We start from the raw sequence: 24,813 nt of genomic DNA on the forward strand, positions 1-24,813 counted from the left end.
AACGCCATATTTACTCTAAAGCCGGCTGTTTGCGGAGCCACCCCCGCACACCACTAGCGCGAGTGCGCTTCAGGAATTGCTCTAGTCCCAACCGCATAGCTTCCGCCATGCGTTGCTGAAACGCGGGGGTCGTGAGTCGCTTCTCATCGTCGAGGTTTGATACAAAGGCGGTTTCTACCAAGGCATTCAGGTACTCCGTAGGGCCACTTAACCCAAAGTTGAAACTTCCTACGTTGCCAAATCCTTTCAGGCCCGTAGCTCGCATTTGTTCGTACAGGGCCACGGAGAGGGGCCGAAATGCTACATAGCGGTAATATGTGCTCGTTCCTTGCACCGTGGCACTGCCTGAGGAATTGACGTGAATGCTGATGAGCAAATCAGGATTACGCTGTCGTAGCAGCAGAATACGGTCCGTATTTTCTACCGTAACGTCAGTTTCGCGGGTCATAAGCACGCGGGCTCCGGCCTGCTCTAGCTCCCGGCGTAGCTTTTGGGCAATGGCCAGGGTAAGGTCCTTTTCCTTAGCACCGCTGCTACCCGTGGCGCCTACGTTGGTGCCACCGTGTCCAGCATCAACCGCCACAGTCAGGCCACGTAGGCGCATCTTTTCGGGAGGGCGCTTTATCCTTATTTCTAATGTATTGCCGCGGTAGCCGACGTGGTAGCCCCAGCTTTGCTTGTGGCGCAGGTGTAGAACTAGCCGAAACACATCGGGCTGGATCTGCTCGTAGGTTACATTGCCCAATTCCCGCAGGCCGTCGCGCTGAGTTATCCAGTTCGTGTTGGAAGTAGCCCCGAAGATATCCACAACCAGCCGGCTCGGCTCAGTGAGCAGTTGGGAGCGGTAGGGTAGGCGCTGGGTTAGGGGTACCCGCACATAGTCGAAAAGGGAGTCGCCCTGCACGCTCCAGGAGCCGGTGAGAGAGGAAGGCACAAAGCCGCCAGCCGGCAGCAGGCGCACCACCTCCCGCGGCACCCATGCAGCCTGGGTTTCACTGAGCCTGACCCGGTACTGATTGCCTACTCGGCCCGTGAGGTGCAAGACCACCGCCGAGTCGAGGTAGCCCAACTTGGCACCCCCGAGACGGTCTTCTCCCAGCCCGTAATTCAAGTAGGCTAGTTGTCCCTTCGTGGCGGCCAGTTGGGGTTGGCTGGGGTCTAGGAACCGCACGGTGTTTTTGCTGAGCGCCATGACAGAACTACTATCCCGCGTGGTGAGCGTAAACAGCAAGCGGCGGTTGTGCAAGGTGTCGCCGGGCTGCACTACGTAGGTGCCTTGGTACACCCCGCGCAAGCCTTTAGCTTGGGAAGCAGGTAGTTCCGTGAGTGGCTTTCCGTTTAGAAACGTAGCCTGGGCCCCGGCCTGACCTACTAGTCGCACCTGAAGCCGGTCGCCGGGCTGGAGCCACTGGTCGGCGGCGGGTACGGTTTCCACGGAGGTAATGAAGGGCGGAACTACTCGGGCTCTAGTTTGTGCCTTGCCAAGCAAAGCCATTGTAAGCGCCAGCGTAGCTAGCAATAAGCAACGGGTAATACTAGGAGAATACTGCATGGGTAGGCACGCAAAAGCCCCGCGCAGGGCGGGGCTTTGGTAAAAGAAAGAAGAACACGTTTCTAAGGCTGTTTTACTGCCTGCCCCAGGTCTTTCACGTCCCGTCCTGTTTCCAAGGCAGTAAACTCCGTTTGCAGCGCCCGGATATGCACCTCATCGCGCGCCCGGATGTCGAGGCGCAGGGCGCGAAACTGGGCATTGAGGCGTCGGCTGATGCCCGTGGCATAGTCCCAGTCGCGCTGGGTCCACTCCTTGCGTCGAGCCCGTACTTGCTGCATAAACTGCACAAAAGCGGGCTCTATGGTGCTGGGCGTCAGCTTTTCTACTTCCGTGTAAGTCCCAAGCAACTCATTGGTCATAGCCGTTTCAGCAGCCCTGTCGAGCGGTTGCCGGGTGCGCACGCGGGAGGCGGAGTCAAAGCGGGCGGCGCGTCGGCCCGCTGTGCGCAGCTTACTGGCTGCTTGTTCGGCAATAGTATCGAGCCGGCGAGCTTCCTGGCGCACGGCCTCCTGCCGCTCGCGCGGAGTGCTGTCGCAAGCAGTCAGGCCCCCAAAAAGGCCTGCCACAGATAGTAAGTAGAGAGTAGCGCGTTTCATGCCGGTAATGTACGCGACCGGCGTGGGAAAGGCTGCCCTGCTGCAAAAATCAGAAGCCGTTGCATATGGTTGAGCTACCGGGCCAGCCGGAATGTGAAGGGTAGCTCGTGCTTCACTACAACGGCATGACTTCCAATGCGGGCCGGAAGCCACTGGTTGGGAATAGTACGGCAGATGCGCAATGCCTCTTCATCGCAACCACCGCCAATGCCCAGTAGCACCTTGTAATCGGAAGCTCTGCCCAGGGTGTCTACCACAAACGACACGACTACTTTACCCTGAATGTTCCTACTTTCGGCGGCAGGAGGGTAGTTGAGCTTGCTCATGTACTGAGCCAAGGCTGGGTCGCCGCCCAAAAACAGCGGTGGCTGCGTTAGGTGCAGCCGGGTCCATTCCCCAGCTGGGCTCTGCACGGCGTAGGGTACGTCATCGAAGTCACGGAAGAAAAGCAGTTTCTTGGCACTGTGGTCGTACTTCTGGGTGATGACTTGGCGCCCGTCGCGGGTGTAGGCGTAGTATTCCCAAACGCCGATTTTCTCACCCTTGTCAAGCATGCCGCTTTCCCACTCAGTCTTGCGCATTTTTTGCGCGTGGGTAGTTAGGGAACACAGGAAAATAAGTACTGCTAGTAGTAATAGTTGTTTCATATTATGTGGGAATTAAGCGAACGGGCAAGTGAAACCGAAGGCAGGGGAGCTCATCGGGTAGTCGGGGCGGAGGGAAAGAAAAACTATCTTTCGTTATATTAGTGTTGTAAGCGCAACGGGTGCAGGGGCGAGGTATAGAATAGAGTAGGGAGTAAAAATCAGGGATAAACGAATCATAAGGGCGCCAAAAACTGCTCTGCTACTACAGGCAGTTTCCGGGAAATTTACTACTATATCAGGAGCCTAGCAACTATAGGCTGGCATTAAATTCCGTTGGCCTCGTCGAGACGGTCGCGCAAGTCGCGCATTTGGGCTTGTAGCCCTGGCCAGTTGGGACACAGGCGTTCAAGGCGTTGCCATACCCGCAGGGTGCCCGCATCATCGCCTAGCATGCGTACAATGGTAGCCCACCCCGACAAGGCACCGAAGTGACGAGGCTCCCGGCGTAGGGTCTGCTGAATATCGAGGAGGGAGGCTCGGTATTCCCCGCGGAGGTAGTAAGCAGTAGCGCGCTTGTTCCAGCTCTCGGCGTAGTCGGGGCTGGTTTCTATGAGTTCAGTAAATTCTCGGATGGCAAGGGTATAATCTTCGGCAGAGAGGTAGCGCATGCCCGCCTCCAAATGCTTGTCGAGCAGGGGGTGCCCGGTAGTAAGCCAAATCTGCCAGATGCCTTCCTGCAAGGCCTCAATTTCGGCTGGCGCCGTAGCCACGCGCAAACGGGCAAACAGGTCGTCGAGGGTATCCAAAGGGTGTACTAGTAAAAGTGAAGTAGTGCGCTACGTGGTACGTAAGAAACGAAACTACCGGCGTAGCGCACTGCTTCTGCTGGCGGCACAGCCACCTTGGCAGGGCCTAAAACAGAGCTGCCGCCACCCGCCGGATGCTTTCCGACTTGCCCATGCTATAGTAGTGTAAGCAAGGTACCCCGTGGGCCATCAGCTCCTTGCTTTGGTTGATGCACCACTCAATGCCGATTTCGCGGGCCGCAGGGTTGTCGGGCGCTAGGTGTACAGCATCAGCCAGTTCTTCTGGAATGTTGAGGTAGAAAGACCGGGGCAGCATAGTCAGCTGGCTTTTCGTCGTCAGCGGCTTAAGGCCCGGAATGATGGGCACGGTGATACCCGCCTCGCGGCAGCGCTTCTCGAAGTTGAAAAACTGCTCGTTATCGAAAAACATCTGCGTCACGATGTACTCGGCGCCCCGGTCTACCTTGTGCTTGAGGTAGCGCAAATCGGCCCCGTAGTTCGGCGACTCGAAGTGTTTCTCGGGGTAGCCGGCCGTGCCAATGCAGAAGTTCGTAGCCCAAGTTTCGTCCTGCTCCTCGTCCAGGTATTCGCCCTTGTTTAGGTTGGCTACCTGCCCAATAAGGTCGGCGGCGTAGGCGTGCCCATCCGGGTCGGGCTTAAAGTGGCCCTCAGACTTAATGGGGTCACCGCGTAGGGCCAGTACATTGTCGATGCCGAGAAAGTGTAGGTCGATGAGGGCGTTTTCGGTTTCTTCCTTCGAGAAGCCTCCGCAGATCAAGTGGGGCACCGTGTCTACATCGAAGCGGTTCTTGATGGCGGCGCAAATACCCACGGTGCCGGGACGCTTGCGCACGGTTTTCTTTTCCAAAAACCCGTTGGGGTGCTGGCGGTACACATACTCTTCCCGGTGGTAGGTCACGTCGATAAAGGGCGGGTTGAACTCCATCAGGGGCTCAATATTCGAGAACAAGTTCTTAATGTTCTCCCCCTTCTTAGGAGGTAGCACCTCAAAGGAAAAGAGCGTTTTGCCGTTGGCGCGGGTGAGGTGTTCGGTTACTTTCATATAGAGCACTAGCTCGTAGCCAGTGAGTCGTAGGAGTAGTAAGCAAGCCTCCCTCCTCATCTGAGGAAGGAGACTATTGTTTAATGGCCTATAGTGCCGTTACGGGCACACTGGTATGGTCGTAGTTCAGATTGGGAGCTAGCCAACGCTCCAGCTCGGGCAGGGGCATATTTTTGCGTTCGGCAATGTTCGCTACTTGGTCCTTGCCAATGCGGCCGAGGCCGAAGTAGCGGGAATCAGGGTGAGCGTAATAAAGGCCGCTGACGGAGGAGGCGGGGTACATAGCTAAGTTTTCGGTGAGGTGGATACCGGTCTTGCTTTCCGCGTCGAGGAGTTCAAACAGGGTAACTTTCTCGGTGTGGTCGGGGCAGCCGGGGTAGCCGGGGGCTGGGCGTACACCTTTGTACTTCTCCTGAATCAGATCCTCATTGGAAAGGTTCTCGGCCGGGTCGTACCCCCAAAACTCCTCGCGCACCCGCTGGTGCAGGCGCTCGGCAAAGGCTTCGGCTAGGCGGTCGGCCAAGGCTTTCACCATGATGCTGGAATAGTCGTCGTGCTCCTGCTCGTACTTCTCCAGCAGCTTCTCAATGCCTAGGCCAGCCGTCACGGCAAACCCGCCGATATAATCCTCGCGGCCAGTTTCGCGCGGGGCCACAAAGTCGGAGAAGGCCAAGTTAGGTACGCCGGGGGCTTTCTCGCTCTGCTGGCGCAGGGTGAAGAACTCCGTCTGGATTTCCTGGCGGGTGTCGTCCTTGAAAATCTGGATGGTGTCGTGGCCTACGGTGTTGGCGGGCCAGAAGCCTACCACGGCGCGGGCCGTGAGCAGCTTCTCATCGATGATCTGCTTGAGCAACTTTTGGGCGTCATTGAAGAGCTGGGTAGCCGCTTCGCCTACGTTCTCGTCGGTGAGGATGCGGGGGTAGCGGCCCTTCAGTTCCCAGGTCTGGAAGAAGGGCGTCCAGTCGATGTATTCGGCTAGCTCCGCCAGGGGGTAGTCTTCCAGCACCTTGGTACCCAGGAAGCTCGGCTTCACAATGCGGCTGGTTTCCCAGTCGGCCTTGAAGCCGTTTTCGCGGGCGGCTTCAATGGACAGGTAGTTCTTCTCGCGCTGGCGGCCGGCATAGTCCTCACGAAGCTGGCGATACTCTTCGCGCACGGTGCGGGCGTACTCCGCATCTGCCGAACCGAGCAAAGCGGCAGCCACGCCTACCGAGCGGGAGGCGTCGTTGACGTGTACTACCGGGCCGGAGTAGGTAGGCGCAATTTTCACGGCTGCGTGCAAGCGGGAAGTAGTAGCGCCACCAATCAGCAGCGGGGTATTGAGGCCGCGCTTTTCCATTTCCTGGGCCACGTACACCATCTCATCCAAGGAAGGCGTGATGAGGCCGCTGAGGCCAATCACGTCTACTTGCTGCTTTTGAGCTTCGTCTAGAATCTTCTCCAGCGGTACCATCACGCCCAGGTCCACAATGTCGAAGTTGTTGCAGGCCAGCACCACGCCCACAATGTTCTTACCGATGTCGTGTACGTCGCCTTTCACCGTGGCCAGCAAGATTTTACCGGCGGTTTGGCGCTCTTGCCCGCGCTTGTCGGCTAGCAGGTAGGGCTCCAGGTAGGCCACAGCCTTTTTCATCACGCGGGCCGACTTCACCACCTGAGGCAGAAACATCTTGCCGGCGCCAAACAGGTCGCCTACTACGTTCATGCCCGACATCAGGGGGCCTTCAATTACTTCCAGTGGCCGCGCTACCTGCTGGCGCACTTCTTCGGTATCCTCGTCAATAAACTCCGTGATGCCTTTTACCAAGGCGTGTTGCAGGCGCTCCTGCACCGGCAGGCTGCGCCAAGCATCAGCTACTACCTCGGTTTTGTCCTTCTGCTTTACCGTATCGGCAAATTCTACGAGGCGCTCGGTGGCGTCGGGGCGACGGTTGAGCAGCACATCCTCGCAAAGTTCCAGTAGGTCCTGGGGCACGTCGTCGTACACGGCCAGCTGGCTAGGGTTCACAATGCCCATATCCAGGCCAGCCCGGATGGCGTGGTACAGAAAGGCCGAGTGCATGGCTTCACGCACCACGTCGTTGCCACGGTAGCTGAAGCTGATGTTGCTGACGCCGCCGCTGGTAAGGGCACCGGGCAGGTTCTGCTTGATCCAGCGGACGGCCTCAATGAAGTCCAGCGCGTAGTTGCGGTGTTCTTCCATGCCGGTGCCTACCGTCAGGATGTTGGGGTCGAAGATGATGTCCTCGGCGGGAAAGCCCACTTCATTCACCAGAATATCGTAGCTGCGCTGGCAAATTTCGATGCGCTTCTCGTAGTTGTCAGCCTGGCCGTTTTCATCGAAGGCCATGACCACCACGGCGGCTCCATACTGGCGTACGGTGCGGGCGCGCTCCTTGAAGGTTTCCTCGCCTTCTTTCAAGGAAATAGAGTTGACGATGCTCTTACCTTGCACGCACTTGAGGCCGGCTTCCAGCACGCTCCACTTCGAGGAGTCAATCATAATCGGCACCCGCGAAATGTCGGGCTCCGAGGCAATCAGGTTCAGGAAGGTGGTCATGGCCTGCTCCGAGTCGAGCATACCTTCGTCCATGTTCACGTCGATGACCTGGGCGCCGCCTTCCACTTGGTCGCGGGCTACTTGCAGGGCGGCTTCGTAGTTGCCGGTTCGGATGAGGCGGGCAAAGGCGCGACTGCCGGTTACGTTGCACCGCTCGCCCACGTTCACAAACAGGCTTTCTGCGGTGATACCGAAGGGCTCTAGACCACTCAGGCGGGTGGCGGTGGGTAGCTCCGGCAGCTTGCGCGGCTCGTACTTGTCGGCCAGGCGGGCCAGCTCGCCGATGTGCTGGGGCGTGGTGCCACAGCACCCGCCCACTACCGTTACCAGGCCTTCCTTCAGGTAGTTTTCTACCACGCCCGCAAATTCCTCCGCCGACTCATCGTAGCCCCCAAAAGCGTTGGGTAGGCCCGCGTTGGGGTAGGCCGAAATGTGCACGTCGGCAATGCGGCTCAGCTCCTTGATATACACCTGTAGCTGATCAGCACCGAGGGCGCAGTTCAGGCCTACGCTTAGTAGGGGCAGGTGGCGAATAGAGTTCCAGAACGCCTCTACCGTCTGCCCCGAGAGGGTGCGGCCGGAGGCATCGGTAATGGTGCCGGAAATCATGAGGGGCACCACGCGGCCGCCTTCGTCGAAGAACTTCTGCACCGCAAACAGCGCCGCTTTGGCGTTCAGCGTGTCGAAGATGGTTTCGATGAGCAGGGCGTCGGAGCCGCCATCAATGAGGCCGCGCACCTGCTCGTGGTAGGCGGTGGCCAACTCATCAAACGTCACGGCCCGAAAGCCGGGGCGGTTCACATCGGGGGAGAGGGAAGCGGTGCGGTTGGTGGGCCCGATGGCACCGGCCACGAAGCGGGGCTTGTCGGGGTTTTGGGCCGTAAACTCGTCGGCTACTTCCTTGGCAATGCGCGCCGACTCATAGTTGAGCTCGTACACAATATCCTCCAGGGCGTAGTCGGCCTGAGCGATGGTGGTGCCACTGAACGTGTTGGTTTCCACCATATCAGCGCCGGCCGCGAAGTAATCGGCGTGGATGCCCTTGATGATGTCGGGCCGCGTGATGCTGAGCAGGTCGTTGTTGCCGCGTAAGGGCTTGGAATGGTCCGCGAAACGGGAGCCGCGAAAATCAGCCTCATCCAGCGTATGGCGCTGAATCATGGTGCCCATAGCGCCATCCAGAATCAGGACGCGTTTGGCAAGAATATCGTGGAGAGGGGAGTCAGTGACGGTCGGCATAGCAGCTCTTCAAGTAAATCGGCAGCGAAAAAGTGCCTATCCAGAAAGAGCCGCCGAGAGGCGAGTCCTGTACTTATCTTCTTCCGCCGGGGCGAAATGGGAGTTGGCACCTTGTTTTATTTCAGGTTGCCAAGACGTCGTCGGGCCCAATCCCTCGGTCTTTCTGGATAAGTAACACAGCGAAGATACAACCGGAATCTTCAAATTTCAATTTGGGAGGCCCTGGGAGTAGTTGAGAGGGTAGGCAATACTCCAATGTACTGTCAGGTCGAGCTTATCAAGACATCTCGCTCGAATCCTAGAAGTAGTGTTGCACCCTCAGCACGTAAGTTGCCCCGATAAGCTCGGCCTGACATGCCACAGTATTAGCGTGATGGCTCATTTGATAAAAAGAGTCGGAATCCCTATATATATGGACTAGCTTAGTTCGTTGAGCTGAAGCTCTGTGCTCGTCGGATACACTTTGCGGAACACGATACAGTGTGCAACTTGGGCTCCACCCATTATCAATTGCTGGCTATGGTTACCCTGTCTTTCTATCGAGCAAGTCTGGCGGTGACTGGGCTGCTACTGAGCAACCTAGCTTTGGCCCAGCACCAAGCTGGCACGGGTTTGCGGGGGCAGTACTACCAGGGGATGAAGTTTGAAAAGCTAGTGCTAACCCGGTCTGATACAACCATTGACTTCAACTGGACCGTTGGTCCCAATGGAAGCCATTTCGTCTCGCCCGGTCCGGGCGTGCCGGGCGAGTCATTTTCGGTGCGGTGGATAGGCCATATCTACGCGCCCACAACGGGTACCTACACCTTCCAAATTGCCACCGATGATGGTATGCGCGTTTGGGTAGGAGGTAAGAAGATACTAGACTCTTGGAACAATCAGTCCGTTACTACTTCTTCGGCTCAGTTGCAGATGGATGCCGGCGGATACTACGCCTTGCGGGTAGAGTACTACCAGGCGGGTAGAGACTCAAGGGCGCTGGTAGCGTGGCAGCTTCCCAACACAACTACCGGACCCCAGCCAATTCCATCTACTAGTTTGTACCAGAATCTGCCCGATAATGTGCTGCTGCTGGTAGAGGCTGCCCCTCCCAAGCCCACCGTAGCCCGTGCGCCCGTTGCGGGCGCAGTACCGACGGCGCCTTTACCTACAAAGCCCAGTACGCCTACCCCAAAACCTAGTAGCACTACCCCAGCTACGGCGCGCCGGCGCAGAGCAGAAACTAGACCAACGCGTCCGTCGGATTCGGCACCGCCGGTAGTGGCCGCAGATACTACAGCTACCCCGCTGCCCGACCTGTCGGCTCTCAACAAAGGTGCTGCTATCACACTGCCCAATCTCTACTTCATCCAAAGTACCGCCACATTGCTACCCGCTTCTCGCCCGGTGCTCAACGCCCTGGCGCGTACCTTGCGCGCCCAACCGGCCCTGAAACTGGAAATAGCCGGCCACACAGATAATGTGGGCGAAGCAGCGCTGAATCTGCGCCTCTCGGAGCAGCGGGCCCGCGTAGTACGGCAGTATTTAGTGCAGCAAGGTATTGATTCGGTGCGACTTACGGCCCGTGGCTACGGTAGTGCCAAGCCCGTAGCCGACAACCAAGATGTGCAGCAACGACCCCGCAACCGGCGCGTGGAAGTGATTGTGCAGTAGCGCTCTATCTAGTATGCTATAGGTTCTTGTCAGGGCTAGCCACTTAGGTAGCAATTAAATAATACGCTGGCCAAAACATATATGTAGCAACACTAGTTGGTATGGTCCGAATCAGCAATAAGTTGATTGGTAACCCACGCCAACCCATGAGCCAGACTCCAAATCTTTTCACGCCCGTACAGATGGGCGCTCTTTCCCTGCCCAACCGTTTCGCTATGGCGCCCATGACGCGCAGCCGGGCTAACAACGATGGCAACGTACCCACCGAATCGGTGATAACCTACTATGTGCAGCGCGCATCCGCTGGCCTGATTATCACGGAAGGCTCGCAAGTGTCGCCTCAGGGTGTGGGTTATATCAGCACACCAGGCATCTACTCTGAGGAGCAGGTAGCGGGTTGGAAGAAAGTAACCGACGCCGTACACGCCGCGGGCGGCCGCATTTTTATTCAGTTGTGGCACGTAGGCCGCGTGTCGCACCCATTCTTCCACAATGGCGAACTGCCCGTAGGACCCTCGGCCATCAAGCCAGAAGGCGCCAAGGCATTCACCGGGCAAGGATTTGAGGATGTGCCAACGCCGCGCGCTCTAGAGCTAAGCGAAATTCCGGGCGTAGTAGACCAGTTCCGCCAGGCAGCTCGTAACGCCAAGCTAGCCGGCTTTGATGGCGCTGAGATTCACGGTGCCAACGGCTACCTGCTCGACCAGTTTGTGCAAGATGGCTCCAACCAGCGCACCGACGAGTACGGCGGCAGCGTTGAGAACCGTTCGCGCTTCGTGCTGGAAGTAGTACGGGCCGTAGTAGACGAGTTGGGTGCCGACCGCGTAGGTATCCGCCTCTCGCCCCAAGGTAGCGCCAGCATTCAGGACTCCGATCCGGTTAAGACGTTTAGCTACCTCACCGAACAGCTAAACCAGTTCAACCTGGCTTACCTACACGTGATTGAAGCTCTACCAGGCCATCCTATGGCCGCTCGTGCCGGTGTGCCCGCAGTAGCAGCCCATTTGCGCAACATCTTCAATGGCACGTTCATCCTCAACGGTGGCTACACCCAGGAAACAGCCGATAAGGCCCTGGCTAACAACGAAGCCGAAATCATTGCGTTCGGTGTGCCGTTCATTGCCAACCCCGACTTGGTAGAGCGTTTCCGCATTGGGGCGGCCCTCAACAACCCCGACCCCAGTACCTTCTACGTACCCGGCGACAAAGGCTATATCGACTACCCTTCCCTTCAAGATAAGGGAGTAGACACCAAACAGCCCGTTGACTATCAGAACAACTAGGTCGTCTTTTGTTGTGAACAAGAAGAACCCGCTCTGGCTACGGCCGGGGCGGGTTCTTCTTGTTTGAGTGGTAGTAAAGCGCCGGTGTAGCGGACAATTGCCCGGCAAAATTCATAGCTGTTGAGGTTGCAATCTGCGTAAGCGAGCTACAACCATAACCCGCTACTCCTAATGGCTACTAAAAAAACTCCTGCCGCGCCTGCTACTACCAAATCTGCAACTAAGAAGTCGGCCCCAACGCCTGCGGCCAAGAAAGCCGCCGCGGCCAGCCAGGCACCCGAGCCGGTAGATCGGCCCACTGCCAAGGATATGAAACAGCACGCCCAGAAGCTGCCCTATCCGGCCAAGCAGGCAGACATGAACCTTCAGCCAGCCATGAATTTCTCTACCTACCGTGCCGCTGGAAAGCTGCAGGATAAGGTGGCCTTGATAACAGGAGCAGACTCCGGGATTGGGCGGGCCGTTGCCGTGGCATTTGCCATGGAAGGTGCACACGTAGCCGTGCTCTACAATGAGAATACCGCGGATGCCGAGGAAACAAAGCGCCTGGTAGAAGCGCAAGACCGGCGCTGCCTCTTGCTGCAGCTAGATGTGCGCGACCCGGAGCAATGCAAGCAAGCCGTGCGCCTTACTCGTAAAGAACTAGGAAACCTGAACATTCTCGTCAATAACGCCGCCTATCAAATGGCTCAGGAAAAGTTTGAGGAGATTTCTGAAGAGCAAATTCGCCGTACGTTCGACACAAACATCCTGGGGTACATCTGGATGGCTCAGGCGGCAATTCCTCACCTGCACAAGAATGATTGCATTATTAACACAGGCAGTATTGTAGGCCTTACAGGCATTCCGTTGCTGATTGATTATTCATGCACCAAGTCGGCTATTCATGCTTTAACCAAGAGCTTAGCCACCTATCTGGGGGAAAAAGGCATTCGGGTAAACTGTGTCGTGCCAGGTCCCGTCTGGACGCCCAACATTCCCGGCACCATGCCGCGCGAAGAGATAGAGAAGTTTGGCTACGAGGTAGCGTTGGCTCGCCCCGGCCAACCTGAAGAACTAGCCCCGGCCTACGTCCTGCTAGCCTCCCAAGACGGATCCTTTATGACCGGTTCGTTGGTGCACGTAACGGGCGGCAAAATGAGTAGTGACCAGTAACAAACGCACCTAGCACGTAAGAACACTAATCAAGAGTAAGCCCTCATGGTGCCGGTACAGGTACCATGAGGGCTTTGATTTTTTGGCCGGATCACACAAAAACCAGGCTGCTCAGACGGCGAAGTAGGAATATAGTGAAAGTGTGGGCTTGCAATGTTGGTTGTCTATTACTGATAAAAAAGCAACCATACGGCCAGAAATAAGCGTGATTTACATAGAAAAGTTGCTTTTGTTGTAATCAGGGTTGTTATTGGCCTATCCGCTGAGCTTTCTACTTTTCATTAAATACGAACACATGAGGAAACTACTACTGTTAGCCCCTCTTTCGGTGCTCACACTTTCTGGCCACGATCTGCTGGCTCAGGCACGTACAGTTACTGGCCAAGTAGTGGGTCCCGATGGGGCCGCAATACCCGGTGTCACAGTAATTGCTAAAGGAGGCTCCGCAGGCACTTCCACTGATTCCGATGGCCGGTATTCACTAGCCGTTCCTGCGGGTTCTAATACGCTGGTTTTTTCCTTTATCGGATACGACAGCAAGGAAGTAGCAATTGGAACGCAAAGCAGCATTAATGTAACCCTGGCAGTGAATGCCACCGGTTTGGATGAAGTTGTTGTGCTAGGCTACGGCATCACCCAATCTCGGCGTGAACTGACGGGCTCCATTGCCACCATCAAGGGTGCTGAAATTGCGACTACCCCAGTACAAAGCTTCGACCAAGCTTTGCAGGGCCGAGCTTCAGGGGTAAATATTACAACTCCTAACGGGGTACTTAATAACCCCCCCGTTATCCGTATCCGCGGCGTTAACTCAATTTCTCTAAGCTCAGAGCCACTGGTTGTAATCGATGGCGTACCTACTTATAGCGGCAATAGCTCCGCAGTGGGTAGCGTAGCGAATAACCCGCTTAGTAATCTGAATCCCAACGATATAGAAAGCATGGAGGTATTGAAAGATGCCGCCTCCACGGCTATCTACGGCTCCCGAGCTGCTGGTGGGGTTATCCTTATTACTACCAAACGTGGCAAGCGTGGCCAAAGCCGCATATCGCTGGATTCATGGGCCGGTGTATCACAAGCTGTGCGTTTGTACGACGTGCTGAATGCCGAGCAGTACATCAACATTAAAAACGAAGCTGTCCGAAACCTGAATGCTAACCGAGCAGCATTGGGTCAGCCTGCTACTAACGTAGAAGGCTTCCGGCCCACGTTAGATGGCAACGGCAACCCTGTAGATACTAACTGGTACGATTACATTTATCGTACGGGCTTCACTACTTCTAATACCGTCAACTTCTCTGGTGGTACCGAAAAAACAACGTACTACACGTCCGTTGGCTATTCCGACCAGAAGGGTATGCTGGAGAAAAACGAATTCAAGCGTGCTTCAGCCCGATTGAATATCGACCATAAGGTATACAAGACCTTTACGGTTGGTGCCCGTGTTGGCTACTCTAACACGAAAAACGCTTCCCCAAACTCTGGTTCTGTGGCCGATGGGGCATTCGGAACTGCTGGCCTAGGCCGTCTGCCTTTGGTACTGCCACCCAATATCCCCGCCTTTAATCCAGATGGTAGCTACAATACTTATCAGGCAGGTATTGGCCCAGGAGCCAACCTAAACCCAACTCTGACTACGGGGGCTCCGCTCTACCCTGGTTATTACAATCCAGTAGTAGATTTAGAGAACAACTACTTCCGTTCAGAAGGCAACCAGATAGAAGGTAGTGTGTATGCTAACTGGGAAGTGCTACCAGGTCTTAATGCCCGCACTACTTATGGTATCAACAACATAGCCTTCGAAGACCGGGCTTTCTATACCGCTATTGCTGGCGACGGCTACTCTGTTGGTGGGCAGGCCTTAAATTACTACCGCACCAATAAGCGGTGGAACTGGCAGAATACCTTGCAATACGACCGTACGGTAGGTGGCAACCACAACTTCTCTGTTCTGGTAGGTAATGAGCAGCAACACACCGATATCTTGCGCTGGGGAGCAAACCGTACAGGTGTAGCTGATAACCTGTTTAATACCTTCGAAGGTAACTTTACCAACATTGCCGTTTCAGGTAATTATCAAGGAGAGAATTACTTGCTGTCTTACTTTGGTCGGGTAGCATACGACTTCAATAAGAAGTACCTGATTTCCTTTAATGCTCGCCGTGATGGATACTCTGCTTGGGGTGATAAGTGGGGTAACTTTTACGGGGGGTCTATCGGATATATCCTCTCGGAAGAGTCTTTCTGGAAGGATGCTTCTTTCCTGACTCCACTCAACTTCCTAAAAATTACGGGCAGCTATGGGCAAGTGGGCAACGCCTTGGGAGTGAATGATTTTGCCTCTCTGCAACTGTACTCGTCTGGTTTGTACGGATCGGCTGCTACTTTGGGGTATAGCCTCGCTGGAAACCCAAATCTGACTTGGGAAACGAGTAAGAAGACGGATATTGCGCTATCGTATGGTCTGTTAGAAGATCGTATTACTGGCGACGTAACGTACTACCGTAATGAGGTAGACGGATTGATTCTGCCCGTGCCGCAAGCTCCCTCCAAGGGTATTCCAGACAACAGCATCAGTGCTAACGTGGGCTCTATGCGCAACACTGGTATTGAGCTGAATCTAAAGTTTAACGCTATACAAAGCACAAACTTTAACTGGACAACCAGCGCTAACTTCTCGACACTGAAAAACCGTGTAACTGCACTAGCTAGCGAAGGTCAACGTATCGGTACTGCCACGTCAGGTCTGGAGACAGTAAACTTCACACGGGTTGGTCAGTCAGTGGGCGAGATTCTTGCCGTCCGTTCTTTGGGTGTAAATCCTGCGAACGGTCAGCGGATGATTCGGACGGTGATTAAGGATGCCAATGGCAACGAGACTGAAGTAATCAAGCAGTACAACCACCTTGGTGGTGGCTGGACAACGCTAGATGGCCGAGCTACTACTGCTCCTACGCAGTTGGGCGATGGTGAATACTTCGGTCCCGTGTTACCTACCTGGTACGGAGGCTTTGACAACAATTTCCGCTTCAAGAATTTTGACCTGGGTGTATTCATTCAGTTCTCGGGCGGTAACTACATCTACAACGGCACCAAAGCGGGCTTGCACGACCAGCGTTTCTGGAACAACGATGTAGATATCCTGAATCGTTGGACGGCAGAGAATACAAACGCTGAATACCCACGTGTGGTGTATGGCGACAACGTATCGAACGGCTCTGCACTGGTGATGTCGTCGAACGTAGAGAAGGGCGACTTTGCCCGTCTACGGAATGTGTCGTTGGGCTATACGTTTGCGCCTAGCTTGGTTAACCGCCTCAAAATGTCAAGTGCACGCTTCTACGTGCAGGTGCAGAACGCAGCCTTGCTGACTAAGTACTCTGGTATTGACCCCGAAATCTCTACCAACGGTTCCAGCAATACCGGTGCCGGCGTCGACCGCAACTCAGTAGGACAGGCCCGTACCTACACGGCTGGCTTCAACATCAGTTTCTAGCGTTTTAACAAAGGAGCATTCTAATGCAGACGACTATAAAAAAGCAAGTAACCATCGCACTGTGCACCTCGCTACTGGCCTTAGGTACATTTTCGTGCAACAAAGATTTGCTTGACCCCATACCAGAAACAGCCTTCTCAGATCAGGTAGTATTTGATACTCCTGCCCGGGTAGATCTGCAGGTTAATAACATGTACGCCTACGTGAAAACCGGTAGTTTTCTGGGCGGGCGCTATCAGGTGTACAGTGATGTGCGAGCCAATGATTTCATCAATCGTACTTCCAACGCCGTAACTGCACTAAGCGTGTGGAACCATACCCTCACGGAAACATCTGCCAACGATGTGTTAAGTGTGTGGGGTGCTGGTTACGCTGCTATCAACCAGATCAACGTATTCTTGCGGGGACTCGAGGCCAATACTGCGAAGTACGTGACGCCGGTTTTCGCTGCCGACTACACAACGAAGAACGTTCCTAACTACGTTGGAGAGGCCCGGACCTTGCGCGCTCTGTGCTACTATGCCATGTTGCAGCTGTATGCCCGGCCATATGTTGATGGTAACGGCAGCAAGCCAGGACTACCTCTGCGCCTGCAGGCTGAAACCAATGCTGAAAACAACAACTTGGCGCGCAGCACCGTGGCGGAGGTCTACACCCAAATTCTGGCAGACCTAGACGCTGCCGAGAAAATTCTGCCGCTGAATTATTCATCAGCAGAATCGAATGTAACTCGCGCTCATCGCAATACTGCCATTGCTTTGAAAACGCGTGTATACCTGTCGATGGGCCGCTACGAGGATGTGATTAAGGAGGCCGACAAAATTGTGCCGAAGACGGCGCCGTTCGTAGCTGCCAGTGGAGTAGCACACGCTCTGAACCCTTCCATTGCAGCGGTATTTGCCTCTCCTCAGGTAACAACGGAAAGCATTCTGAGCTTCCCGTTCACTGCCCAAAATACGCCGGGTACTCAAAACCAGTTGGCCTATTATTTCTCGCCTGGCCCTATCGGCAACGGTGAGTATGGCTTGAACCCAACCGGCATTCTAGCAAATCCTGCGTGGGCCGCTACGGATGCTCGTCGTACCAACTTCGTAAAAGTAGTGGGCACGGAATCGTTCATGCAGAAGTATTCCACTGGTTCTCCCTACACTGATAAGGCACCGGTAATCCGCTATGCAGAAGTGCTGCTGAGCTTGGCAGAAGCACGTTTCCGTACTGCCGGTCCGGCCGATGTTCAGGCCTTGGCCTTGTTGAATGCCGTACGTACTCGTTCGAACCCAACTGGCGCCTATGCTGCCTTCGCAAATACTGCGGCAGCAGTTGAAGCAGTATTGTTAGAGCGTCGCATCGAGTTCTTGGCAGAAGGTATCCGTAACATCGATATCATGCGTTTGAATGCCACTATTCCTGGCAAGGGAACAGTTAGTGCTGTAGAGCCAACCAATCCGCTTTACGTGTGGCCGATTCCATCCAGTGAATTGCAAACCAACAACTTGATGACGCGCAACTAAGTCAGTCGCATCCTGTTACGTGACTAGGCCCCTCCATTGTTGGAGGGGCCTTTTTTATGGCAATTAGGGTAAGGCAGGTGGAATGCAAGAACAGAGGGGAGAAAAAGAAAGCCTTCATTTTAGAGTAAATAAGGGGTTTTAAGTTTTCGGCAAAACCTTCATCGTGCCTAGCTCGTCAGTATGGGAAAGAAAGCTCCTCTGTTTAGGTCGTAGGTCTATATGTCTTCCCCTCATTATCCTGAGGGCACTGTACGTGCCCTGCTCCAAACCGACTTGGTAACGGAAGCAACCAAGGCGGCCCTGCTGCCTCGCTTGCAGACCACGCCCTACACGCCGCAACTCTTCGATGCCTCGACGTATGAACTGCTCCGTGCGGTAGCTGCCTGCATTTATCCGCAGCCCGAGCGGGAATACCCCATTGAGCTGGCGCCGGTAATAGACAAACGGCTAGCAGAAGGCGACTCAGACGGCTGGCGCTACGACGTTATGCCGCCCGATAGGGAAGCGTACCGCGTGGGCCTTGGCGGCATCAACCAAGCAGCTGAAGCCATGTATCAACAACCGTTCGTGGTCTTAGCTCGAGACCAGCAAAATCTGGTGATGGAGGCAGTAGCGGCGGGTACTGCGGCAGGTACTAATTGGCAGCGGTTACCTATTGATCGGTTTTTTGAGGAACTGTTGGCCGAACTGACTGAAGCATACTACTCGCATCCACTGGCCCAGGAGGAAATCGGGTATGTGGGTATGGCCGACGTTCCGGGCTGGTCGCATTTGGAGCCCAACCAACTGGAGCCGCGCGAGCCTGAAGCTCTGTAAGGGTATCTAACCGAACTCTAGACCCGGCTCATTCCCTCACCTCATAGTAGCCAACAAGATGTTGGCGTTGTTTCATGCCCGACGAAGAAGTACTGGAAGAAGGCGTTCTGAACCCGATCAAGCCGGAGATTCAAGACCCCCTGCTGAAAAGCATTTTGGCGGAAGACGAAGAGTTTGCTGCTGCCAGCCCCGTTGAACTTGAACAGTCCGCTCCGCTTCCCGACCCAGTAGATGAAGTAGACTGTGTTGTGATTGGGACGGGAGCGGGTGGCGCGCCCCTACTGGCGCGCTTGGCCATGGCAGGCCTGAAGGTGGTAGCCCTAGAAGCAGGCCCCCGCCGCGACCCAACCAAAGAGTATGCTACTGACGAGAAAGCCCAACACTTCCTGTTTTGGAACGATGAGCGGTTGTCGGCTGGAAAAACGCCGGTAGCATTCGGCAACAATAACTCTGGTACCGGTGTGGGCGGCTCAACGTTGCACTACACGGCCTACACTCCGCGGGCTCATCGGGGCGACCTTAGCCTGTTTACCGATTTTGGAAAAGGCGTAGATTGGCCGTTTGGTATTGAGGAGCTGGAGCCGTATTACGAGGAGCTAGAGCATTTTCTGGGGGTAAGTGGCCCTGCTTCCTACCCGTGGGACCCCAACAGACGCAAAAGCTACCCGTTGGCTCCATTGCCATTAAATGGGGCGGCCTTGCTCATGCAAAAAGCCTGTGCTGATCTTGGTATTCGGACTTCACCAGCTGCCAATGCTGCGCTGTCGGCGCGCTACTACCAGGAGGGGATTGGCTGGCGCGAGGCGTGCACAAACCGCGGCTTCTGCCAGGCCGGGTGCAACCGTGGTGCCAAGGCCAGTATGGACGTAACCTTTTTGCCCCTGGCCGAATCATACGGGGCCGAAATAAGGTCCGACGCATTCGTAACGGAAATTGAGCGCGATGCTCAAGGCCGCATTACAGCCGTGGTGTATGAGCAATACGGAGAGCAAAAGCGGCAGCGGTGCCGCCATCTGTTTCTGTGCGCAGGAGCCGTAGAAACCCCCCGTTTGCTGCTGCTCAATGAACTGGCCCTGACCAGTGGACAGGTAGGCAAGAACTTCATGGCTCACCCGGGCATGCAAGTGTGGGGCACGTTTGCCAACGATATTCGACCGTACAAGGGAATACCTGGGGGGCTTATCTCCGAGGATACGCACCGCCCCGCCGATGCTGATTTTGTGGGTGGCTACCTATTGCAGAGCATTGGCGTGATGCCCGTAACCTTTGCCTCTCAGATGGTGCGTCAACGCAAGCTGTGGGGGCAGCCTCTGCGCGACTACATGCGCAACTACAACCACGTAGCGGGCATCAATATTCTGGGTGACTGCCTACCGCACCAAAGCAACTTTCTGGAACTGGCCGAGGAGAAGGATGCCCGTGGCCTGCCCAAACCACGCGTTCATTTTTCGGCTCAGGAAAATGAGCAGCGGATGAATACGCACGCCGAGAAACTTATGCGACAGATTTGGCAAGCCGCTGGAGCACAGGATATCTGGGCATTTGAGCGCTATGCCCATACTATTGGTACAGCCCGCATGGGGCTTTCCGGCGACGATGCAGTTGTAAATGCCGACGGCCGCGCGTTCGATGTTCCCAACCTCTACATCTGCGATAACTCCGTGTTTCCTAGTGCCCTCAGTGTCAACCCGGCCCTTACCATCATGGCGCTGAGCTTGCGCACGGCCGATAAATTCCTGGCCGCTCAGCAGCGGCTGGATAGGTGATGTACCCAACCAGTTTGATATAGCGGTCTAATTTGGTCGGGCTAGTCGCTTCACTCTCCCCAACCCTACTTGTTTGCTTGATGCACAACATCATCTAAGGAAGGTAGTGCTTCAATTACCCTCTCTTTCCTCATGGCTAGCAGCTTCCTCACCCACATTAAAAGACACTTCGGCGACGGCAATTACGAAGGCGACGAGTTTGGCGGCGCAGCGGGCCACGATGGTAGCGGAGTGCCCACGGGCAATCCTGGCAACTTCATGTTTGCTACCGGTATTGAGTGCTCGTACCCCACTATTGCCAACGGCACCATTCGGCGGGACTTACTAGCCGAAACCGACCACTACAGCCGCTACAAGGAAGACCTGGGGCTAGTGAAAGAAATGGGGCTGAAAGTACTGCGCTACAACCTGCCTTACTACCTTATTCATAAGGCTCCGGGTAAATTTGATTGGGAATTTGCCGACAAGGCCATGGCCGAAATCAAGCGCCTCGGCATCACGCCTATCTTGGACCTGATGCACTTCGGCGTGCCCGATTGGCTAGGCAACTTCCAGAACCCGGAGCTGCCGGTGCACTTTGCTGAATACTGCGGGGCAGTGGCCCAGCGCTACCCCTGGGTGCGCTTCTATACGCCCGTCAACGAGATTTACGTGACGGCCCGGGCGTCGGCCAAGGATGGAATTTGGAACGAGCAGCTCAAAGACGACCGGGCCTTCATCACGGCCATGAAGCACTGTGCGGCGGCCAGCATTATGGGCAACCAGCAAATTGCCCGGTACCGCCCCGATTGCGTGATTGTGCAGAGCGAATCGGCCGAGTACATCCACGAAATGCGCGCCGTGGAAAGCGACGAGGTCCGCCTCACCAACAAGCTGCGCTTTCTTTCCCTAGATCTGCTGTATGCGCACACCATCGACGCGGAGGTGCTGCTCTACTGCCTTGATAACGGCATGACCCGTGAAGAGTTGAAGTGGTTTATGGCCGGTGAACCTCCCGGATACCAGATCATGGGCAACGATTACTACGGGCGCAACGAGCGAATTATAAAGCCCGACGGGAACTGGTGCTCGGCTGAAGACGTGCTGGGCTGGTACACCATGACGCGCCAGTACTACGAGCGGTACCGCAAGCCCGTCATGCACACGGAAACCAATACCTTCGATGCCAAGGACGCCGAGTGCTGGCTCTGGAAGCAGTGGGTAAACGTGCAGCGTATTCGTCAGGATGGAGTGCCAGTGGTGGGCTTCACCTGGTATAGCCTCCTCGACCAGCTCGATTGGGACATCAGCCTGGCGGAAAAGCGCATGTCGGTGAATGCCTGCGGCCTCTATGACCTAGACCGTAAAATCAGGCCGGTGGGAGAAAGCTACAAGATGCTGCTCCAAGAGTTTGGTCAAATCACGGTGATGCCGCACGGGGAGATATTCGAATTTACCAGCCGCCCCGCTACCCTAAAAGTAGAGAAGTAGGCAAGGTCGTTGGGGTGAGCTGGTGCCAGGCGTGAAGACGCTCAACAACGGAGGCTCGCTACTGGCTGTAGCTCTGGCCTTAAAGCAAAAAGCCGCTCCAGATTCTGGAGCGGCTTTTCAATTCCCACGGTAGTACAGATTGTAATCTATACCGCAGCCTCGGCAGGCTGCGGATGTTGGGTTGGCATTTCCACATCTACACCCAAGCCCTTGGCAATGGCCATACCCAGGCGAATATCAGCGCGGAACCAGTGGCAAAGCTGACGCTGCATGATGAGGTCCTTCTTAGGACCTTCAATACCGCTCATCGAACCCACAATGTTGTCGATGAGGTTGCGCTGGGCCTGAGCGTCCAGCAGACGGAACAAGTTACCGGGCTGAGTGTAGTGGTCGTCGTCGCCAGGGCCCACGTTGCGGTCAAAACGGTCGGCGAACAGGCCGTCTAGCTCCTGGTCGGGTTCACCCACAGTTTTGTCTTCCACGGGGCCGTCGAAGGAGTTGGGGAAGTAGTTGGGGCCGGGGCCGCCGTTGTCACCCAGGGCCATCTGCCCGTCGCGCTGGTAGTTGCTGAAGCCGTAGGGGCAGGCATTCACGGGCAGGTGCTCGTAGTTGGCCCCCAGTCGGTAGCGCTGGGCATCGGGGTAGCTCAGGATGCGGCCCTGTAGCATTTTATCGGGCGAGTAACCAATACCATCTACCACGTGAGCAGGGGCGAAGGCAGCTTGCTCCACGTGGGCATGGTAGTTTACTGGCACTTCGTTCAGCTCTAGCACGCCCACTTCCTGCAGCGGGAACTCACCCTGGGGCCACACCTTGGTTAGGTCGAAGGGGTTCCAACGGAACTGCTTGGCCTGCTCCTGGGTCATGGTTTGAATAAACATCTTCCAGCGGGGGAAATTGCCGTTATCAATGGCGTCTACAAGGTCGTGCTGGGCGAAGTCCGCGTCGTGCGCCTTCATCTGGGTTGCTTCCTCGTTGCTGAAATTCTTCACACCCTGCTCGGTGCGGAAGTGAAATTTCACCCACACGCGCTCATTCTGGGCGTTGATGAGAGAGAACGTGTGTGAGCCGTAGCCGTGCATGTGGCGGTAGCCGTAGGGCGTGCCCCGGTCCGACATTAGGATGGTTACTTGGTGCAGGCTCTCGGGGTTTAAGCTCCAGAAGTCCCACATCATTGTGGGCGACTTGCGGTTGGAACGGGCTTCCCGCTTCTGGGTATGAATGAAGTCGGGAAACTTCACCGGGTCTTTCACAAAGAATACGGGCGTGTTGTTGCCCACCAGGTCCCAGTTACCGCCTTCGGTGTAAAATTTCAGGGCAAAGCCGCGGGGGTCGCGCTCGGTATCAGCCGAGCCCTTCTCACCACCTACCGTGCTGAAGCGCAAGAAGGTGCGGCACTGATTGCCCACCTGGCTGAAAATCTGCGCCCGACTCAGGTTCGTAATGTCGTGGGTGACGGTGAACGTACCGTAGGCGCCCGACCCTTTGGCGTGCACTACGCGCTCTGGAATCCGCTCCCGGTTGAAGTGCGCCAGCTTCTCCTGCAGGAAGTAATCTTGGAGCAACAGCGGCCCGCGCGGACCCGCCGAAACAGAGTTTTGATTGTCAAAAATCGGGCGGCCAGCAGCTGTGGTCAGCTTCTTGGGTTGGGTTGATTCTTCCATGCTATCTAAAGAAAAAAGGAGATGTCGATGCAGAAGTCCAGGCCGCAACGGCTCCGGATGCGCGACAAAGGTTGAGCTTACTTTGTTATAAGTAAAATCGATTGTTTTTATACAAGTATAGCTTTTGCTTATAGATAGATTCGCTGTAAGCTCAACGGTTAGTTTACAGATGTTTCGAACTCGATAGGAAAAACTAAAAAGCACCGCCCCGGCTACAATAGCAGAAGCGGTGCTCTTAGAAATAGCAGCCACAAGAGCGTGAAAACGCGCCGTTAGTGCTGGGGGCGGAATAATTGAATGGTGGCGTGGCCCGATTTCTTGCCCGCTTCCGTCGAGATATACAACTCACCGTTGGCGGTGAAGGCTAGCCCCTCGGGCTGAGGAAACAGCTCAGACGATAAAGGCTGAGCCGCAACCAAGGCCCCAGCTTCGTCGAGCTCCACAATGCCATTCTGCCGGGCCGACAGCACAAAGATGTGGTGTGTGAGTGGGTGTACTGCCACGGCGGAAGGGGAGAAGCCCTTCAAGCCGCCCTTCTTCTTGCCTTTCTTGCCCGATTTCTTTTCTACTGCTTCCTGACTGGGCACACTTGCCCCAATAGACTCCACATCTAGCACGTAGGCCGGGGTAGCTTCGGCTTTGTAGGAGCCCGCTTGCAGGCGGTACACGGCTCGTTTGGTGTCGGGCAGGTCGGCGCCGGGCTCACCTTTGCAGGCTACCAAAAGCGTTTTCGTAGTAGCATCATAGGTGAGGCCCTCGGGCTCGTTGGCGAAGGTAAGGCCGGTTTCGTAGGCTTGGGTAGTCGTGCCGTTGTAGCGCAGCAACGTACCGTCGCTACGCAAAATAAACCAGTCGTTGCCCACGCGGGCGAGGTCTTCATAGTCGCCATCTTCGCCAAACGACACGGTGTGGTCTACCTTCTGGCTCTGCAGGTTGTACTCGTACAAGGTGCCCGTTTCGTCTTCCACGCCCACAATGTGGCCCGCGCCGTGCAAGGCAATGCCCGATAGCTCAGCCAACTCCGAAGGCATAGCGTAGGAAGCCGCTGGGCGGCTGAAGTCGTAGGTCATGCGCCCGGCAGGGGCCGCGCTACCCGGGCCGGGCTGGTTGACCGACCGAACGGGTACAACGGGTACGGGAGCCGAAGACGCAACGCGCGCAACTGGCGTGCTGCACCAGTTGGTGAGCAGCAACAAAGGCAAAAAGAACGTTTTCATACTTATGAAGGGGGTAAGCAGGATTAGGGATACTCGAAGCACAGACTTATGGGTACGCTACTACTCACCGGGAAGCCAGGGAGTCAGGTAGCGGCTGGCCCTGGCAGGCGGCGAGTTGCTGGCGCATTTGGCGCAGCTCCTCGGTCAGCGAAGCCCAGGAAGTGTCATTGTCTTCATCCTCGTCGTCATCGTCCTCTAACTCCTTCAGGCGCACGGCATCGGCAGAAGCCGTAGCAGCGCCGCGGGCCGACCGGTAGCTAGGCGTGAGGCAATACAAGTTGATGCTCACGGATAGCAACAAAGCCAGCGCCAGCAACCATGGCAACAGCGAAGTAGAGGAAGGAGCAGGAGTAGGCATGAAGCAAAGCAGATACGTTTA

17 protein-coding genes and 1 riboswitch are annotated in these 24,813 nt (G+C 55.7%); of the genes, 8 read left to right on the forward strand and 9 right to left on the reverse strand.

All coding sequences use genetic code 11. From position 1 onward, the window contains the following. Positions 1-10 precede the first annotated feature (10 nt). From CHB83_RS08565 to metH, 6 genes are all read right to left on the reverse strand, one after another. Complete coding sequence (locus CHB83_RS08565; protein ID WP_089332310.1) at positions 11-1,552, reverse strand: N-acetylmuramoyl-L-alanine amidase; 1,542 nt, start codon at positions 1,550-1,552, stop codon at positions 11-13. A gap of 62 nt (positions 1,553-1,614) precedes the next feature. Continuing rightward, entirely contained in the window at positions 1,615-2,148 is a 534-nt protein-coding gene (locus CHB83_RS08570; protein WP_052695246.1) for a hypothetical protein, read from the reverse strand. Positions 2,149-2,222: 74 nt separating this feature from the next. Then, a complete protein-coding gene (locus CHB83_RS08575; protein ID WP_089332311.1) occupies positions 2,223-2,795 on the reverse strand; it encodes an energy transducer TonB in 573 nt (190 codons plus the stop codon). A gap of 263 nt (positions 2,796-3,058) precedes the next feature. After that, positions 3,059-3,541 (reverse strand): tetratricopeptide repeat protein, encoded by a 483-nt coding sequence (locus CHB83_RS08580; RefSeq protein ID WP_089332312.1) that lies wholly within the window; start codon positions 3,539-3,541, stop codon positions 3,059-3,061. A gap of 106 nt (positions 3,542-3,647) precedes the next feature. Beyond that, positions 3,648-4,604, reverse strand: coding sequence for a methylenetetrahydrofolate reductase [NAD(P)H] (gene metF / locus CHB83_RS08585; RefSeq protein ID WP_045688795.1), 957 nt, complete (start codon positions 4,602-4,604; stop codon positions 3,648-3,650). An 88-nt stretch (positions 4,605-4,692) separates the two neighbouring features. Further along, complete coding sequence (gene metH / locus CHB83_RS08590) at positions 4,693-8,403, reverse strand: methionine synthase (protein WP_089332313.1); 3,711 nt, start codon at positions 8,401-8,403, stop codon at positions 4,693-4,695. Positions 8,404-8,473: 70 nt separating this feature from the next. Beyond that, positions 8,474-8,577, reverse strand: a riboswitch (SAM riboswitch). Positions 8,578-8,922: 345 nt separating this feature from the next. Between metH and CHB83_RS08595 the strand changes: the two genes are divergently transcribed. From CHB83_RS08595 to CHB83_RS08630, 8 genes are all read left to right on the forward strand, one after another. Continuing rightward, positions 8,923-10,056 (forward strand): OmpA family protein, encoded by a 1,134-nt coding sequence (locus CHB83_RS08595; protein ID WP_089332314.1) that lies wholly within the window; start codon positions 8,923-8,925, stop codon positions 10,054-10,056. A 146-nt stretch (positions 10,057-10,202) separates the two neighbouring features. Then, positions 10,203-11,339, forward strand: a complete 1,137-nt coding sequence (locus CHB83_RS08600) for an alkene reductase (protein ID WP_089332315.1) — start codon at positions 10,203-10,205, stop codon at positions 11,337-11,339. A 171-nt stretch (positions 11,340-11,510) separates the two neighbouring features. Next, positions 11,511-12,494: an SDR family oxidoreductase gene (locus tag CHB83_RS08605; protein ID WP_089332316.1), complete on the forward strand. Its 984-nt coding sequence runs from the start codon at positions 11,511-11,513 to the stop codon at positions 12,492-12,494. Positions 12,495-12,822: 328 nt separating this feature from the next. Continuing rightward, positions 12,823-15,990: a SusC/RagA family TonB-linked outer membrane protein gene (locus CHB83_RS08610; RefSeq protein ID WP_236705100.1), complete on the forward strand. Its 3,168-nt coding sequence runs from the start codon at positions 12,823-12,825 to the stop codon at positions 15,988-15,990. A gap of 23 nt (positions 15,991-16,013) precedes the next feature. After that, positions 16,014-17,501, forward strand: coding sequence for a RagB/SusD family nutrient uptake outer membrane protein (locus CHB83_RS08615; protein WP_089332317.1), 1,488 nt, complete (start codon positions 16,014-16,016; stop codon positions 17,499-17,501). Positions 17,502-17,720: 219 nt separating this feature from the next. Next, positions 17,721-18,317 carry a gluconate 2-dehydrogenase subunit 3 family protein gene (locus CHB83_RS08620; protein WP_089332318.1) on the forward strand — a complete coding sequence of 199 codons (597 nt, stop codon included), beginning with the start codon at positions 17,721-17,723 and terminating at the stop codon, positions 18,315-18,317. Between the two features lie 74 nt (positions 18,318-18,391). Further along, positions 18,392-20,083 carry a GMC family oxidoreductase gene (locus tag CHB83_RS08625; RefSeq protein ID WP_089332319.1) on the forward strand — a complete coding sequence of 564 codons (1,692 nt, stop codon included), beginning with the start codon at positions 18,392-18,394 and terminating at the stop codon, positions 20,081-20,083. A gap of 132 nt (positions 20,084-20,215) precedes the next feature. Continuing rightward, positions 20,216-21,553 (forward strand): family 1 glycosylhydrolase, encoded by a 1,338-nt coding sequence (locus CHB83_RS08630; protein ID WP_045688772.1) that lies wholly within the window; start codon positions 20,216-20,218, stop codon positions 21,551-21,553. A 146-nt stretch (positions 21,554-21,699) separates the two neighbouring features. Here CHB83_RS08630 and CHB83_RS08635 read toward each other — a convergent pair whose 3' ends face one another. The 3 genes from CHB83_RS08635 to CHB83_RS08645 form a co-directional block, all read right to left on the reverse strand. Then, positions 21,700-23,217, reverse strand: a complete 1,518-nt coding sequence (locus CHB83_RS08635) for a catalase (protein WP_089332320.1) — start codon at positions 23,215-23,217, stop codon at positions 21,700-21,702. 272 nt (positions 23,218-23,489) lie between these two features. Continuing rightward, positions 23,490-24,434, reverse strand: coding sequence for an SdiA-regulated domain-containing protein (locus CHB83_RS08640; RefSeq protein ID WP_045688770.1), 945 nt, complete (start codon positions 24,432-24,434; stop codon positions 23,490-23,492). Positions 24,435-24,498: 64 nt separating this feature from the next. Continuing rightward, complete coding sequence (locus CHB83_RS08645) at positions 24,499-24,792, reverse strand: hypothetical protein (RefSeq protein ID WP_089332321.1); 294 nt, start codon at positions 24,790-24,792, stop codon at positions 24,499-24,501. Positions 24,793-24,813: the final 21 nt, after the last annotated feature.

The sequence above is a fragment of the Hymenobacter mucosus genome (genome assembly GCF_900188255.1).
Taxonomy (GTDB): domain Bacteria; phylum Bacteroidota; class Bacteroidia; order Cytophagales; family Hymenobacteraceae; genus Hymenobacter; species Hymenobacter mucosus.